This window comes from Neobacillus pocheonensis (genome assembly GCF_050477905.1).
GTDB classification, from domain to species: Bacteria; Bacillota; Bacilli; order Bacillales; family Cytobacillaceae; genus Neobacillus; species Neobacillus pocheonensis_A.
On the sequence record NZ_JBCNAD010000022.1, the window covers coordinates 20,080 to 35,599 of the forward strand.

The 15,520-nt window shown below is 41.1% G+C and carries 15 protein-coding genes; all 15 read right to left on the bottom strand.

Going from position 1 to position 15,520, the window contains the following annotated elements:
* Window positions 1-8: 8 nt before the first annotated feature.
* Window positions 9-1,475, bottom strand: coding sequence for a nucleoside triphosphate pyrophosphohydrolase (gene mazG / locus ABES02_RS13040; protein ID WP_430135261.1), 1,467 nt, complete (start codon window positions 1,473-1,475; stop codon window positions 9-11).
* Window positions 1,476-3,149, bottom strand: a complete 1,674-nt coding sequence (locus tag ABES02_RS13045) for a putative polysaccharide biosynthesis protein (RefSeq protein ID WP_430135263.1) — start codon at window positions 3,147-3,149, stop codon at window positions 1,476-1,478. It abuts the gene before it with no gap.
* 181 nt (window positions 3,150-3,330) lie between these two features.
* Entirely contained in the window at window positions 3,331-3,867 is a 537-nt protein-coding gene (gene spoVT, locus ABES02_RS13050) for a stage V sporulation protein T (protein ID WP_430135266.1), read from the bottom strand.
* A 167-nt stretch (window positions 3,868-4,034) separates the two neighbouring features.
* The gene (gene mfd / locus ABES02_RS13055) at window positions 4,035-7,574 is read right to left on the bottom strand and encodes a transcription-repair coupling factor (RefSeq protein ID WP_430135269.1); all 3,540 of its coding nucleotides are present in this window, start codon (window positions 7,572-7,574) and stop codon (window positions 4,035-4,037) included.
* Window positions 7,575-7,699: 125 nt separating this feature from the next.
* Window positions 7,700-7,930, bottom strand: coding sequence for an anti-sigma-F factor Fin family protein (locus ABES02_RS13060; RefSeq protein ID WP_430135271.1), 231 nt, complete (start codon window positions 7,928-7,930; stop codon window positions 7,700-7,702).
* Between the two features lie 115 nt (window positions 7,931-8,045).
* Window positions 8,046-8,606, bottom strand: a complete 561-nt coding sequence (pth, locus tag ABES02_RS13065; protein ID WP_430135273.1) for an aminoacyl-tRNA hydrolase — start codon at window positions 8,604-8,606, stop codon at window positions 8,046-8,048.
* A 131-nt stretch (window positions 8,607-8,737) separates the two neighbouring features.
* Entirely contained in the window at window positions 8,738-9,376 is a 639-nt protein-coding gene (locus tag ABES02_RS13070; protein ID WP_430135275.1) for a 50S ribosomal protein L25/general stress protein Ctc, read from the bottom strand.
* Between the two features lie 115 nt (window positions 9,377-9,491).
* Entirely contained in the window at window positions 9,492-10,448 is a 957-nt protein-coding gene (locus ABES02_RS13075; RefSeq protein ID WP_430135278.1) for a ribose-phosphate diphosphokinase, read from the bottom strand.
* Window positions 10,449-10,472: 24 nt separating this feature from the next.
* Window positions 10,473-11,846 (bottom strand): bifunctional UDP-N-acetylglucosamine diphosphorylase/glucosamine-1-phosphate N-acetyltransferase GlmU, encoded by a 1,374-nt coding sequence (gene glmU / locus ABES02_RS13080; RefSeq protein WP_430135281.1) that lies wholly within the window; start codon window positions 11,844-11,846, stop codon window positions 10,473-10,475.
* A gap of 199 nt (window positions 11,847-12,045) precedes the next feature.
* The gene (gene spoVG, locus ABES02_RS13085; RefSeq protein ID WP_003347151.1) at window positions 12,046-12,336 is read right to left on the bottom strand and encodes a septation regulator SpoVG; all 291 of its coding nucleotides are present in this window, start codon (window positions 12,334-12,336) and stop codon (window positions 12,046-12,048) included.
* A 146-nt stretch (window positions 12,337-12,482) separates the two neighbouring features.
* Window positions 12,483-12,857: a 2-iminobutanoate/2-iminopropanoate deaminase gene (gene ridA, locus ABES02_RS13090; protein WP_430135283.1), complete on the bottom strand. Its 375-nt coding sequence runs from the start codon at window positions 12,855-12,857 to the stop codon at window positions 12,483-12,485.
* On the bottom strand, window positions 12,854-13,687 hold the full coding sequence (gene purR, locus ABES02_RS13095) for a pur operon repressor (protein ID WP_430135285.1): 834 nt from the start codon (window positions 13,685-13,687) through the stop codon (window positions 12,854-12,856). The genes ridA and purR overlap by 4 nt, the downstream gene beginning before the upstream one ends.
* Before the next feature lie 55 nt (window positions 13,688-13,742).
* Window positions 13,743-14,612: a 4-(cytidine 5'-diphospho)-2-C-methyl-D-erythritol kinase gene (ispE, locus tag ABES02_RS13100; protein ID WP_430135288.1), complete on the bottom strand. Its 870-nt coding sequence runs from the start codon at window positions 14,610-14,612 to the stop codon at window positions 13,743-13,745.
* A gap of 312 nt (window positions 14,613-14,924) precedes the next feature.
* A complete protein-coding gene (locus ABES02_RS13105; RefSeq protein ID WP_430135290.1) occupies window positions 14,925-15,110 on the bottom strand; it encodes a small, acid-soluble spore protein, alpha/beta type in 186 nt (61 codons plus the stop codon).
* A gap of 108 nt (window positions 15,111-15,218) precedes the next feature.
* The gene (gene veg / locus ABES02_RS13110) at window positions 15,219-15,482 is read right to left on the bottom strand and encodes a biofilm formation stimulator Veg (RefSeq protein ID WP_430135291.1); all 264 of its coding nucleotides are present in this window, start codon (window positions 15,480-15,482) and stop codon (window positions 15,219-15,221) included.
* Window positions 15,483-15,520: the final 38 nt, after the last annotated feature.

The following is a 15,520-nucleotide window of genomic DNA, read 5'->3' on the forward strand; positions in this document are numbered from 1 at the left end:
CCCCAATTCTATAATCCTTTTATCTTTGCCTCATCCCAGTACTTGTCAAGCTCTTCAAGTGTGTGCGCTTCAAAGGTTCGTCCGCTTTCTTTCACACTTTCTTCCACATATCGAAACCGACGCGTGAATTTTTCGTTCGTTTCAAAGAGTGCTTCCTCAGGATGAATCTTTAAAAATCTTGCTACATTAACAAATGCAAATAATAAATCGCCAAATTCTTGTCTTGCACGGACAAAGCTATCTTCTGTTCCATCTAATTCCTCGATAAATTCGTTAAGCTCTTCTTTCACTTTCTCTAATGCAGGGGTAATTTCCTTCCAATCAAAACCCACCTTTGCCGCTTTCTTTTGCAGTTCATAGGCACGGAGCAAATTCGGCAGCGACAACGAAACTCCCTCTAGTAGTGAGGAGGGTTCGTCGCCTTTTTCCTGCTTCTTAATCTCCTCCCAGTTTTGAACTACTTGTTCGGCATTTTCTGCTTGGACATTTCCAAATACATGGGGATGGCGGCGGACCATTTTTGCAGACAGCCCTTCAATCACATCTTCAATGGAAAAATAACCATCATCCTCACCAATTTGGGCATGAAGCAGCACTTGCAGAAGTACATCGCCAAGCTCCTCAATGAGATGATCGATATCTTCACTGTTGATAGCATCAATGACTTCATAGGTCTCTTCTATCAAATATTTTTTCAACGATTCATGTGTCTGCTCCTTATCCCATGGGCAGCCATTAGGTCCTCTTAATTCAGCGATTATCTCACGCAATTTAGAGAAATTTTTCCACATAATTTGTTCATCTTTCACAGGCGGTACATAAACAGAAGTGAGGTTGTTCAGCGATACGTTCCTGTCGAGCTCAAATAGCGGTACTTTTTCGATGACTTCCTCTTTACTTCCTGCTCCTGTTACGATTGTTACCCCATAATCATCAGGCAGTTTTTCCATTAATGTTAACTTCACTTCAGATGCGACAAATTGGTCATAAACCTGGCTGATCATGATATGCTGGTTCAGATTCAATTGATTAGAATGGAGCGAGGTTCCGTCAAGTAACTGAAAACCTTCAACAGGGTCAATTTTTAAAGCTGTAAATATCGCATCAATAAAGCTCTGACCGCCGCCAATGATAATTTCAATTCCTTCCTTTGGGCCTTTTTCCAAAAGCAGTTGTACGGTTTGCTCAGCGACAAGCGGATGGCCCGGTACAGCATAGATAACATCCTCCGTTTGCGTCTTCTCTATTAAGGTGCTGGCTATTTCCTGATAGACCGCTTCAAATTGGTCATGCTTTTCATAGACGGAATCGAAGGAGGTATAGTTCATCCCTTCTTTCTCTAATTCACTTACCACAGGATGCTCTTTCGTTCTTAAATAGATATGATTGCTTCGAAGTAATTTTTTATATATCCCCACAGGTAACTGTTCTAAATCCCCTGCTCCTAAGCCTAAAACTTCAATTTTTTTCACCATTTATTTTCTATCCTTTCGAGCCATAAAATGAATTAACTTACTCCCAAGTGGAAATAAGCTGAGCTCCTCCTCAGTAAACACGCTCCCTTTAATAATAATCAACAGAAAGAGCATGCCGCCGAAACAGGCTGAGCTTAATGCTTGAAAAGCTGCTCCGATACGACCCAACGCCAATGGTTCAATAATGAAACCTGATATAAATAAATAACCTTTTAAGAAAAGAACCATCAAAACAGTAGCAGCTAACACTGTTCCTAAAAAATGAGAGTTAAACAACGGAATTTTGACTATTTTTTTTAATTTCATAAAAAGTATGGCACTGACAATTGCTAAAGAAATTAGGGAAGCAAGGGCTGCTCCCATTGTGGCAAACGCAGGAACGAAAACCATATTAAGACAATATTTTAATGGAAATGTTCCCAGTACAGTCAGAGCCGGAAACATTAGACTTCCCAGCCCCTGCATGATGGCAATGATTGTTAAAATTATTGAAGTAAACAAAATAACAAAGCCTAGAACGCCCAAAACGGATGAGCCATCCGCATTTTCAAACAACATCGTATTTGTCGGTTCCATGATGGCCCATAAACCGGCAGATGCTCCAAGACCTACGACAATACTTACCTTGATAGCAAGCCTTATTTTATGATGTAAAAATTGGGGCTTGAGTGCCATTCGCTCCCGAGTAATCATGGGAACCAATGTTAAGGACATCGCCGTCGCCACGGTTGTTCCCAACTGAATTAACGGCTGGCCGCGGTCAAAGATTCCTTTTAAACCTTTTGCGATTGTTTGTTCCACTCCACTTGAAGTAAGTAAGGAATATAAATTTAAAGAGTCAGCCAATTGCAGAAAAATCAACAGCATTCCGCTCAAACAGATTGTCAGACCTTGAAAGAGAAGCAACTTAAAAATCCGCTTTATATCATCCGTATAGCTGTGGAAAATCTCCTTATTGGGCGCTATTAACTTCCATTCTTTACGTATCCATAAAAACATAAACAAGATAATGGCTGAAATCAGACTGCCAGTGATGGAACCAAACATGGCCCCGCCGCCAACAAGGTAAAGGGAATAACCCTTTTGCATGAATAAATAGGACAAGAAGATGATCGTTAGCACTCGAGTTGTTTGTTCACCCACTTGAGATAAGGCCGTTGGAACCATGTTGCCAATTCCTTGATAATAGCCCCTGAGTAGAGCAACAAACGGAAAGGTTAAAAACACAATCGAGACTACCCTTAAAAGAATGGATAAATGGGGATCATTCATCCATAGGGCGATTTGATTTGAGCCTAAATAAAGAATTAGGAAGCAGAGAAAGCCAAACAGCTGTAAATAAATAAACGAGACGAACAGAAGCAAACGGGATTTTTCATCATCCCCTTTTTCTTTTTGTTCTGCATAAAGCTTGGAGATGACCACCGGAAAGCCTGTTGTTGACAGGACCATGGCGATTCCATAAAACGGGTACACTTGTTGATATATGTAAAAACCAATATCACCCACTATGTTTTGAAACGGAATCCGATAAAAAGCGCTTAAGATTTTGGTAATAATGGCAGCAATGGTTAAGATAAAGGCCCCTCGAAATAACACCTTTGATGGATTGACGGACTTTTGCATTTTTTCACCTACTGAGAAAAGCGGAAGCGCCTTGCTCAGCCCAGACAAGCATAAGACGCTCCCAAAAGGGAGGCGCTTTTTGCCTTCATTTTGGGAGTGGCTTAGACCAAAGAGGGGCTAGGCGCTGAAGCTAGACAATTTAAAGAAACTCGAGGTAATTATAGCATAGTGCTGCTTGTTTCTCCCCTAAATAAAAAAGACAGCAGCCGCTGCCTTTTAAGATAACTTTTTATGACTCCATTTGTCTTGCTAAAAAGCCTGCAGCTGTTTCAACAGCTTTTTGTTCTACTTCCCCAAGCGTTCCTTCTCTAGAGAAGATAATGACAGCCCCAATAGGGTCGCCATTTGCAATAATCGGTCCAATGGTATATGATGAAACGGTTTCATCATTGCCATCTGAAAGCGCGATATCACCTTGCTGGGTAACAAGAACCGAGTTGCGGTCTTCCATGGTTTTTTCAACTAAATCACTAATATTTTTATTTAAATAATCCTTTTTAGAACCACCTGCGACAGCAATATAAGCATCTCTATCGCAAATTAAAACTGGGTTACCGAGGCTATCAAATAGGGCTTCCGCATATTCTTTGGCAAAATCGCTTAATTCGCTGATTGGTGAATACTTCTTTAAGATCACTTCCCCGTCTCGATCAACAAAGATCTCTAACGGGTCCCCTTCACGGATACGGAGGGTTCTGCGTATTTCTTTCGGAATTACAACACGACCCAAATCATCGATTCGACGAACTATTCCAGTTGCTTTCATCCAATGTTGCCTCACTTTCATCTGATGATTTTTCAACTTGGTAATGAGAATGTTTCCTTTTATTGCAATCATCACCAACTTTGAACTTAGTATCTTTCAACTGGAAAGTTCTATACACCTTCGTCATATAAATTTCACATTTACAGGCAATTTTTCCAAATCGAGTTTTAATTCACGGGATTTCCCTGCTCTCGTTTAGCAGTTGGTATCGCTTTGATCATTTCAAAAGCAATATTAAGCCATTCTGATGTTTCGTATTCTTTTGTTTTGATGACAATTTTCAGCTTTTGCCCTTCCATTCCCGGTGTAACATTCCGGCCATACTTGGTGGCGATTTTAAACAACTTGCTGCCATCTATCGTATTGGTAACCTTCTCATTGATTAAGATCGTAACATCCTGTTTCAATTGCTTTATTTGCTCGACACCGCTAAGTGTACCAAAAACCTTCATTTCTGCGATTTGGAAAAGGTAAGACACCTCATCAGGATATTCGCCAAAACGGTCTAGCATTTCCGATTGCAGCTCTTCTATATCCTCGAGCGCACCCGCTCCTCTAAAGCGCTTATACATTTCAATTTTTTGATGTCCATCCTTAATATAGGAGTCCGGAATATACGCATCAATTTCGAGATCGATTTCCACGTTTGTTTTTACCTCTGCAGAAACAAGGTCACCTTTCCGCTCTTCAATCGCTTCCTTCAGCATTTGCGAATATAGATCAAACCCAACGGAATCGATAAATCCGTGCTGCTGGGCCCCTAATAAATTGCCGGCGCCTCGGATGGATAAATCACGCATGGCGATTTTAAAGCCTGAACCCAGTTCGGTAAATTCCTTGATGGCTTGTAGACGTTTTTCAGCCACCTCTGTTAAAACTTTATCCTTACGGTACGTAAAATACGCATAGGCAACGCGATTAGACCTTCCGACACGGCCGCGCAGCTGATAAAGCTGTGATAGTCCCATACGGTCGGCATCAAAAACAATAAGTGTATTCACATTCGGAATATCGACCCCGGTTTCAATGATGGTCGTACTAACAAGCACATCAAACTCACCGGCCAAGAAACTAATCATCACCGATTCCAATTCATTTTCCGTCATCTGTCCATGGGCATAGGTCACCCGTGCATCTGGAACCAGCATGGAAATTTCTTCTGCTTTCCGCTCAATGTCCTCCACTCGGTTGTATAAAAAGTAGACTTGTCCGTCGCGGGCTAGTTCTCTTTCGATTGCCTCCCGGACGAGGGATCCATTGTATTCCATCACATAGGTCTGCACCGGGAAGCGATTCTCTGGCGGTGTTTCAATGACTGATAAATCGCGGACGCCGAGCATTGACATATGCAGCGTCCTTGGAATCGGCGTTGCTGTAAGCGTCAGCACATCAACATTCGTTTTTAACTTCTTAATCTTTTCTTTGTGAGTGACACCAAACCTTTGTTCTTCATCGATGATTAACAGACCTAAATCACGATAAACAATGTCTTTTGACAGCAAACGGTGGGTTCCAACGACAATATCAATGGTCCCTGCCTTTAGGCCTTTGGTCGTTTCTGTTTGTTGTTTTTTTGAACGGAAGCGGCTCAACAGACCAATATTAATCGGATAATCTTGAAATCTCTCTCTCATTGTTTCAAAATGCTGTTGTGCCAAAATCGTGGTGGGCACAAGAAAAGCGACTTGCTTTCCGTCTGCAATTGCTTTAAATGCCGCACGAATTGCTACCTCTGTTTTTCCATAACCAACATCGCCGCACAATAAACGGTCCATTGGCCGCGGCCTCTCCATATCCTTTTTAATTTCATGAATCGATCGCAATTGGTCATCTGTTTCTTGATAGGCAAACGATGTTTCAAATTCGCGTTGCATATCACCATCAGGTGTGAACGCATAGCCTACCGCTGCTTCCCGCTCTGCATAAAGCTTGATTAAATCGTCCGCGATATCTTCAACAGATGACTGGACTTTTTTCTTGACCTTTTTCCAATCAGTGCCGCCGAGTTTATAAATTTTTGGCTCTTTTCCTTCTGAACCAACATACTTCATTACAAGGTCAATTTGTTCAACCGGAACATAAAGCTTATCCGTTCCCTGATAGCGAATGTGAAGATAATCCTTATGAATACCGTTAATAACAAGTGTTTCAATCCCTAAATACTTACCGATTCCGTGATTAACGTGGACCACATAATCGCCAATTCGCAGCTCTGAGTAACTTTTAATTCTTTCCGCGTTTGAAAGCTTTTGACGGCTGACAGACTTCTTCACTCGTTTATTAAATAGCTCTTCTTCAGTGATCACGGCAATTTTTTGGATAGACAGTTCGAAACCTGCTTGCAGGTTGCCTCTCATAATTTGAACTTTTCCCGGCAGGAGCTGTTGATCACCTTTTATAATGCTAGCGTCAATTTCATAATCCTCTAATACACGCTCGAGCTTTTTAACACGCTCTTCATCCGGCCCTAAAAATAAAATAGAATAATTGCCTTTTTTCCATCGTTCAATCTCGGCCTTTAACACATGCATTTGTCCATGGAAATTTTGCATCTGTTTGCAGGAAATATTGATAATATTTTGCGGGCTTGTATTGGCTACATGCCGTAAAAACAGGGACATATACAGGATTGGAAGTTCCTTTTTCTGGAGAAGCGCCTGTAAATCATGGGAGATATGTAAGTCATGGATGATCTGACCTTCACTTAGCAAAGAGGTATACCATTCTGCCTCTTCTTTTACAAGGGAGTCATTCATTTCTTGGACTCTGCTGATTTCATCAATAAAAACCAATCCATGGCGCGGAAGATAGTCTAGTAAACTATTAGGCCTGTCGTATGCCAGCGATAGGTATTTAAAGACTTGATCGGGCTTATGGCCATTTTTTAATTGCTCCAGTTCAAAACTGATATTTTGTGACAACTGAATTTTGGCCTTATCATCTTTTAATTTTTTGAGACTTTTTGCTAAACCGTCTTCAAGCTTGGAAATGATACGGCTATAATCTTCAGCCTCTAGCAATACTTCCGTTGCCGGTCCAATCAAAATTTCTGAAACCTTTTCTTTAGATCTTTGATCTTCTAAAGAGAAATAACGGATTGAATCTACCTCTGTATCGAATAATTCAATTCGGAGCGGGTTTGTTTCAGTAAGCGGATAGATATCGATAATGCCCCCTCTTACGCTGAATTCCCCTGGGGTCGTCACCATTTCAGCCCGGACATAGCCCATCTTGATAAATGTATGGAATATTTTATCAATATCTAAATCATCACCTACTTTTAAGGACAGTTGGTATTCCATCCATAAAGATTTAGGAGGAAGCATCTTCTTCAAACCAGAAATAGGGACAATTAATATACCATGCTGGTGCATACTCCAGTGATTTAAGGCTTCAATACGCTGCGCCTTTAATTCGGGACTGGCAATACTCATTTCAGCCGCAATTAACTCATTGGCTGGAAAGAGGAACACCTCTTTATCACTTAATAGATTTACAATATCATCATAGAGTTTTTGGGCTTGTAATAGATTGTGGGTGACGAGCATAATCGGCCTTTTCATTTTCTTATAGACCGATGCCGTAAGGACCGTTCTAGTTGAACCTGATAATCCAGCAATCAGCTGTTCCCTAAGCCCTCCTTCAACGCCTGCAATAATGGAAAGCACGTCTTCTTGCTTAAGGAATAATGACTTTAAACCGTTCAAGGTTTCTCCTCCCTTCTACGAAAAGCGTAAGCGCCTTGACCCTGCGCCCAAGCCAAACATTTATCAAAGTATAATAGTATAAAAATATAAATAGAAAAACGCTTTGGAGTCGCATCCAAAGCTGGTTAATGAATAAGGTAATCGTATTGGTGGTAGTCTGGATTCCGCTCTAGAGCTTCCTGACAGTCTTCACAGATGGCCGAAATACGAATATCTCCAGATGAATCATAAGCAACCATTTCCTGTCTTTCCTGATCCGTTAGTTTATGAAGACCAAGGGATTCTGAGTGTATTGATGCTTTTTCAATGGAACCAAGGTTTGTACCACAATGACGACAATGGTAATGGATGGCCACGCCTGTCCCTCCCTAATCTACAATTCCTTTCTAGTATTAACCCGATAGGAGGAACTTATTCAACTAGTTTCTTATGCACTTTATTGTATGACATTTTAGCCTGTCTCATGAATACTTACTGATTATATTCATTCATCACCTGCAGGAAAGGCTTCTCCAGCCATACCTCACAGGCCTCAGAACTTTTTTTCACAGCCTCTTGAGTCAAAGCGAATTCATCCGGTCGAAAACGTCCTAAAACATAATCTGGAACGCTCATTCCTGACACTGGCCGGTCAATCCCAATTCGAATCCGATTAAACTGCTGCGTACCAAGATGGGCAACGGTTGATTTAATCCCGTTATGTCCACCTGGACTCCCCTTTTGACGAAGTCTGATTTTACCGACAGGCAAATCGAGATCATCATATATGACTAGCAGGTCCTCTAACTCTATTTGGTAATAATCCATTACGGCCCTTATTGACTCACCAGATAAATTCATATAGGTAAGTGGTTTTAATAAAATGACCTTTTCCCCTTTACAGAAACCCATCCCATAAAGTCCTTTAAATTTAGATTGATTGAGCGGAATATTCATCTGGTTTGATAAGGCATCAATCACTTCAAAGCCGATGTTGTGCCTTGTTTTGTCATATTGTTTCCCCGGGTTTCCTAAACCAACAATCAATTTCATAGGCGGTCCCTCCTCTTTTGGTTTAGCCAACCTTTTAAAAAAATTTCGAAACATAGTTATCTCCCATAATATAATATATTTCCTATGGAAATGCGATAAAGACGTAACCAAAATAGGTTACGTCTTTGTTTCTATTCATTGCCTACTGGCGTCGTTTCTCTGCCTTCTTCATTGTCTGGGTGGCCGCCTTCTTGCTGCTCACCTGCATCTATTTCTTCTTCGACCTTAGGAGGAAGGATGGAGGCGACAACCTCACTGTCTTCATGATTGATACTAAAGGCACCTGCCGATGGAATATCACCAACCGTTATGTTTTCGCCTACCTGCAGGTTTTCAATATCGACTTCGATCTGCTGTGGGATATTATCAGGTGTCGTTGTAATGGAAATTTCATGAAGCGGCTGCTGAAGGACGCCGCCATCCTTTACGCCCATTGCTTCGCCTACAAGAACCAATCTTACATTGACACTTAATTTTGAAGATTTATCTACCGCTAAAAAATCAACATGAAGGATTTCTTTTTTAATAAAATCTTCTTGGTAATCAGTTAGGATCACATCTTGTTTACTTCCCTCGACATCAAGAGAAATGACCCCATTACGGCCGACTGCCCGAATCGTCTTCGTTAAATCAGCAGAACTGATATATACTGGTTTGCTTTCCACTTTCGCACCATAGATGACAGCTGGAATGTTCCCATTATCCCTGATTTTTCGTAATGCTGAATGACGGAGTTCCGTCCGCTGTTTTGCCTGTAAAACCGTACTCATGAATCGTCACCTTCCTAATTTAGATACTATATAAAATTGCCCCAAAATAGGAAGGTTTAAACATTTTTTTATTAAGAAGGACCTGACTCAGGAGTCAGATCCTAACTAAAGCTTATTAATCAAATAAGGTACTTACAGACTGTTCCTCATGTACGCGAATAATCGCTTCTCCCATTAGAGGTGCTACAGACAAAATATTAATTTTATCTGTCTTTTTCTCTTCTGGAAGCTCAATAGAGTTAGTTATAACTAATTCTTTGATTTTAGAATTTTGAATTCTTTCAATCGCAGGACCTGAAAGTACAGGATGGGTACAACACGCATATACTTCAGATGCCCCGTTCTCTATCAAAGCGTTAGCCGCAAGCGTAATCGTTCCAGCTGTGTCAATAATATCATCGATTAAAATGGCGATTTTACCTTCAATATTACCGACAATGTTCATTACTTCAGCCACATTTGGTCTTGGACGACGCTTATCAATGATGGCAATTGGTGCCTTCAGACGCTCAGCCATTTTCCTTGCTCTAGTTACACCGCCATGGTCAGGAGAAACAATGACCACGTCGCCACTAAATTCCCTCTTCTTAAAATAATCTGCCAAAATCGGCACACCCATTAGATGGTCAGTTGGAATCTCAAAGAATCCTTGGATCTGCGGAGCATGTAAATCAAGACAGATAACACGTGTTGCACCGGCCGTTTCAAGCAGATTTGCCACTAATTTTGCTGTAATCGGCTCACGGGCACGTGCTTTACGATCCTGACGCGCATATCCATAATAAGGCATAACAACGTTAATCGTCTTAGCAGAAGCTCTTTTTAGGGCATCAATCATGATTAACAATTCCATGATATTTTCATTAACTGGAGAACTGGTCGACTGAATAACATACACATCGCAGCCGCGGATACTTTCTTCGATATTGATTTGAATTTCGCCATCACTGAATCTTGTTACGGAGCTTTTCCCAAGTTCAACACCGATGACTTTGGCAATTTCCATAGCAAGCGGAAGATTGGAATTTAAACTGAATACCTTTAAGTTTGGATCTAAATATTGATTTGACATGAGGGCCCTCCTAAGATCATTCGCTTATTTCTTTAAGTTAAACTTTGAAACGTAATTTTCTTTATTCACTTGTTTTGCACGGGCAATGGATAAAGCTTCGCCGGGTACGTCGTTTGTAATCGTAGAACCAGCAGCTACATACGCGCCCTTTCCAATAGTGACTGGGGCAACAAGATTGGAGTTACAGCCGATAAAGACTCCATCTTCAATTTTGGTTAAATATTTATTTTTTCCATCGTAATTCACAGTAATGGAGCCGCAGCCAATATTCACATCACTGCCGACTTCAGCATCACCGATATAGCTTAAGTGTGACGCCTTGCTTCCTTTTCCGAATACAGCCTTTTTAATTTCGACGAAGTTTCCAATTTTCACATCATCATCAATATTTGAATCAGGGCGGATGTGGGCGAATGGTCCAATATTAACATGGGAACCGATCGAGCTTTTAAAGGCAGCCGATTGACGTATGACCGTTTCGTTTCCAATTTCACATGCATCAATTTCGGAGTTTGGTCCAATTTGACATTCAGCACCGATAATGGTTTTTCCCGTAACAATTGATCCTGGGTAGATCACCGTATCCTGACCGATTTTAACATCAGTTCCAATATAGGTGTTAGTTGGGTCAATAATCGTTACCCCATTGCGCATATGGGCTTCATTAATGCGCGCGCGCATTATTCCCTCTGCTTCTGATAAGGCTACCCGATCATTCACGCCTAATGTTTCTTCGATTGTCTTGGTTTGATAGGCAGTGACGACTTCGCCCTGTTTTTTCAGGATTTCAATAACATCTGGTAAATAGTATTCTCCTTGTACATTGTCATTAGAAACATTTTTTAATGCTTCGAATAGAGCAGCATTGTCAAAACAGTATGTTCCTGTATTGATTTCATTTACTTTTCGCTCTTCTTCAGTGGCATCTTTATGCTCGACAATTTTTTCAACAAGACCATTTTCATTGCGAATGATGCGTCCGTACCCTGTTGGGTCATCAATTTTCGCTGTAAGAATCGTCGCTTTAGCACCTAATTTTTCATGGTGTTGAAAAAGTGACTCCATGGTTTCAGATTTAATTAACGGGGTATCACCACAAACAACGATCGTGACTCCATCTTTTCCTTCGAGATTGACAGCAGCCTGCATAACAGCATGGGCAGTACCTAGCTGTTGTTCCTGGAGTGCATAATGACTCCTATCTCCTAACTGTGCTTTCACCAACTCAGCTCCATGTCCAATGATAGTGACCATTTCCTGGATATTAAGCTTCGTTACTTGGTCAACAACGTGCTCGACCATAGGTTTACCACAAACAGGGTGTAACACTTTATATAGCTTAGATTTCATCCGCGTTCCTTGTCCTGCGGCTAAAATCACAGCATAGCGATTGGGCATGAACAGTCCTCCAATTTAACCTTTTTATCCATTAAAAATATTAACGTAAATGGGAACTCATTTCAAGGAATGAAAGATATGTGTCTATTGTTGTAATTTTGAGTTTTTTTAGTGTGAAGAGGCGGAGGTTTCTTTCGGGGTGGGATAACACAATAAAAAAGAGCCTTACTTAGAAGAAAGGCCCTAGTTGTAAAGATCCTTAGGAAGCTCCGGCTTCTTCAAATTCTACTTCCAATTCACCTAATCGGTGGTACTCAGCCAATACAGCTTCTTGGATTTTACCGCGTGTTCCTGAATTGATTGGATGCGCAATGTCACGAAATTCTCCATCTGGAGTACGTTTACTTGGCATAGCTACAAATAAACCGTTATTTCCGTCGATAACACGAATGTCATGAACAACAAATTCGTTATCCAATGTGATTGATGCAATCGCTCTCATTCTTCCATCCGTATTAACCCGGCGTAATCTTACGTCAGTTACTTCCATGTGCTCACACCCTTTTCCTAAAGATAAAAAGCTAGTTAAATAAATTCAACAATTAATTTGTTTATTCCTTCTTTATTTTCAAAATTTTTTTAAAAAAATAGGACAAATTTGTGAACTTATGTAAAAACATAAAAAAAAACGCCCGTTTACTTCACGAGCGCTACTACTTCAATCTCTACTAAAACATCTTTTGGCAGCCGGGCAACTTCTACACAGGAACGTGCTGGTTTATGAGTGGAGAAATATTCTCCATATACTTCGTTAACCGCCGAAAATTCGTCCATATTTTTAATAAATACAGTAGCTTTTACGACTGTTTCAAAGGATGCTCCAGCTTCCTCAAGAACGGCCTGTAAATTACGAAATACCTGATGTGTTTGTTCTTTGACATCCCCAGTCACCAATGTACCTTCAGCTGTAAGCGGAATTTGTCCTGAGCTGTAGAAAAGATTGTTAACTATGATTCCTTGTGAATATGGTCCGATAGCAGCTGGTGCTTGATTTGTTTGAACTACTTTCATACGATCTCCCCCAAGTTTTTAAAATAGTTGCCTACCTGAACATTGATCTTCTTTTCTTTTACGTCCACATTCGATAGTTGAACAAGCGAAATGTATTCATCAACTAAGCGCTCTTGTATTTTTTCTGCTTCTACTAATACCGCGATACCGGCAACATGGGAATTGAATTCCTCGATGATGCTGATCATACCCATGACGGTACCGCCTGCCTTCATAAAATCATCGACAATCAAAACCCGTGATCCCTGCTGCATGCTTCGCTTGGACAGAACCATGGTTTGGATTCGCTTTGCAGAACCAGACACATAATTAATGCTGACGGTTGGTCCCTCAGTTACTTTACTGTCTCTTCTGACAATCACAACGGGGACATTCAATTGGCTCGCCACGGCGTACGCAAGCGGGATTCCTTTTGTAGCAACCGTCATCACCACATCAATTTTAGCATCAGCATAGGCAGAGGCAATAATCCGTCCGGCTTTTTGCACAATCGATGGGTTTCCTAAAATATCAGTTAAATATAAATATCCACCCGGCAAAAGCCGATCAGGTTTAGCAATTAATGCACAAAGTTCATCCACAAAAGGCTGTGCTTTTTCTTTGCTTACTTTGACAATAAATTTAACACCGCCAGCGGCTCCAGGCACGGTTTGCAGCGTTCCAATTCCTCTTTGTTCAAAGGTTTCTTTGACGATTGCTAAATCCTCACTGATAGAAGACTTAGCAGATGCATAGCGCTCGGCAAAATACGTGAGCGGTACTAACTGGCGAGGATGGTCCAGTAAATAATGAGTCATATCAATCAAACGTTCACTGCGGCGAAATTTCATAACAAACCCCCAAAAGCCGAATATTCTAATTAGAGGATATCATTATTGTACGTATTTAATCAAGCGAGTGCCGTTCTCCCAGCATTCTAACTGCGAATACTTGGTCACAGAATCCTCTAAGACCGTTGTAAATTCGGTGCATCCTTGAATCATGCTGCACAATTCCAAAAACAGTCGGCCCACTTCCGCTCATTAAAACAGCATCGGCACCAAATCGTTTCATTTGCTCTTTTATTTGCGCTACCTCGGGGTGGAGATTCAAAGTAACCTCTTCTAAAACATTCCCTAGGTTTTGGCAAACCCGTTGATAATCATGACTGTTAATCGCTTCGATCATTTGTCCAATATTTGGATGGCTCATACCATTGATATCTAAGCGTCGATAGACTTCAGCCGTTGAAACCCCAATAAAAGGTTTTGCAAGAATTACCCAGCAGGTTGGCGGCGGCTGCAGTTCTGTAATCATTTCTCCTCTGCCTTTCGCTAAGGCTGTACCGCCATAGACACAAAAGGACACATCTGAACCAATCTCACTGCCGAGCTCTGCTAACTCATCTAATGATAGCCCTAGGTCCCAGAGCTTATTAAGCCCTCTTAACGTCGCTGCCGCATCACTGCTCCCACCTGCAAGTCCAGCTGCCACAGGAATCGTTTTTTCAATAGCAATCAATACACCTTTTTTTACTTGGAAACGAGTCTTTAGCAACTGCGCCGCTTGATAGGCTAAGTTTCGCTGATCATCCGGTACGTATCGATTATGGGAAAGAATATGTATTTGATCTTGATTTAATAAAGTCAGTTCCACCCGATCAGCCAAATCAATCGTGGTCATTATCATTTCAACCTCATGATAGCCATCTGGCCGTTTATGTAAAACATCTAATGCTAAATTGATCTTGGCCGGTGCCTTGACTAAAAGCTTCAATAAGTCCACCTACTTCTATATTGTCCAGCTACAGCGCCTAGGGGCTCGAGGTCATAAGCCAATCCGTCGAGAAGGTTAAAGAGCAACCTTCCAAGCCGGCTCGTCTTATGCTTGTCGCCCCTGAACAAGGTGCTTCCGCTTTTCTTTTTTCCGGAATCCACATTTTGTCCTATTTTACCACAAAATGACTAGTAGTACACAAGCGCATTAGGCTATATAGTGAAAATTAAAGGCCAGAGGGGAAAAACCCCCCTGACCCTGCTGTAGTAAGTAATTCGTTTAAATTACAAGCGGAAGTGCATTTGTATGGATTTAAGACTGACGGCCTCGGCCAGCCAGCTGTGCTTCTGCAAGTTCTATGGCGCGTTTTACCATATTCCCTGCGTCCTTTGCCCGGATGCCCCCCCAGCCGTCTTTTTGGACGACATCATAAAAACCAAGATCTTTCGCAAGTTCTTCTTTAAATTGGTTCGACATAATCCCTTTTCTTCTGCCCATCTAAACAACCCCTTTCCTACTACAGCATTCTTAGTATGAGTAAATATTGGGTTTTAATTAAAGCAAAAAGCAGTAAACATTTGTTTACTGCCCCTCATCACTTATATTCTAGCTTAAAGCTACATGTCCTGCTGTTTCATCGTAGAATGTAATTTGAACGGTTTCCGTTAAAACATCTGCATAGCTGTATGAAACACGTTCAAACGAATTTTCGTCCTGATCTAATTCAATCACAAAAACAGATGGGTAAGTCTCAGCTAAAACGCCGGAACGTTCAATCGTCTTTCTACGTCCTCCGTTTGCTTTTAGCAATAATCTTTTCCCTAGATTTGTGTCAAGAGCCTTTTTAATATCGGCTAAGGTTTTTGGCATTCGGTCCACCTCACTATGTAAAGTATAACACACTGACA

Coding starts and splice junctions, on each gene's coding strand:
- ABES02_RS13075 (WP_430135278.1), bottom strand. CDS start 10,448: ATGTCAAATCAATATTTAGATCCAAACTTAAAGGTATTCAGTTTAAAT.
- spoVT (WP_430135266.1), bottom strand. CDS start 3,867: ATGAAAGCAACTGGAATAGTTCGTCGAATCGATGATTTGGGTCGTGTT.
- ridA (WP_430135283.1), bottom strand. CDS start 12,857: ATGAAAGTAGTTCAAACAAATCAAGCACCAGCTGCTATCGGACCATAT.
- purR (WP_430135285.1), bottom strand. CDS start 13,687: ATGAAATTTCGCCGCAGTGAACGTTTGATTGATATGACTCATTATTTA.
- ABES02_RS13105 (WP_430135290.1), bottom strand. CDS start 15,110: ATGGGCAGAAGAAAAGGGATTATGTCGAACCAATTTAAAGAAGAACTT.
- veg (WP_430135291.1), bottom strand. CDS start 15,482: ATGCCAAAAACCTTAGCCGATATTAAAAAGGCTCTTGACACAAATCTA.
- ABES02_RS13070 (WP_430135275.1), bottom strand. CDS start 9,376: ATGAGTACGGTTTTACAGGCAAAACAGCGGACGGAACTCCGTCATTCA.
- pth (WP_430135273.1), bottom strand. CDS start 8,606: ATGAAATTGATTGTTGGTTTAGGAAACCCGGGGAAACAATATGACAAA.
- glmU (WP_430135281.1), bottom strand. CDS start 11,846: ATGCCCAATCGCTATGCTGTGATTTTAGCCGCAGGACAAGGAACGCGG.
- spoVG (WP_003347151.1), bottom strand. CDS start 12,336: ATGGAAGTAACTGACGTAAGATTACGCCGGGTTAATACGGATGGAAGA.
- mazG (WP_430135261.1), bottom strand. CDS start 1,475: ATGGTGAAAAAAATTGAAGTTTTAGGCTTAGGAGCAGGGGATTTAGAA.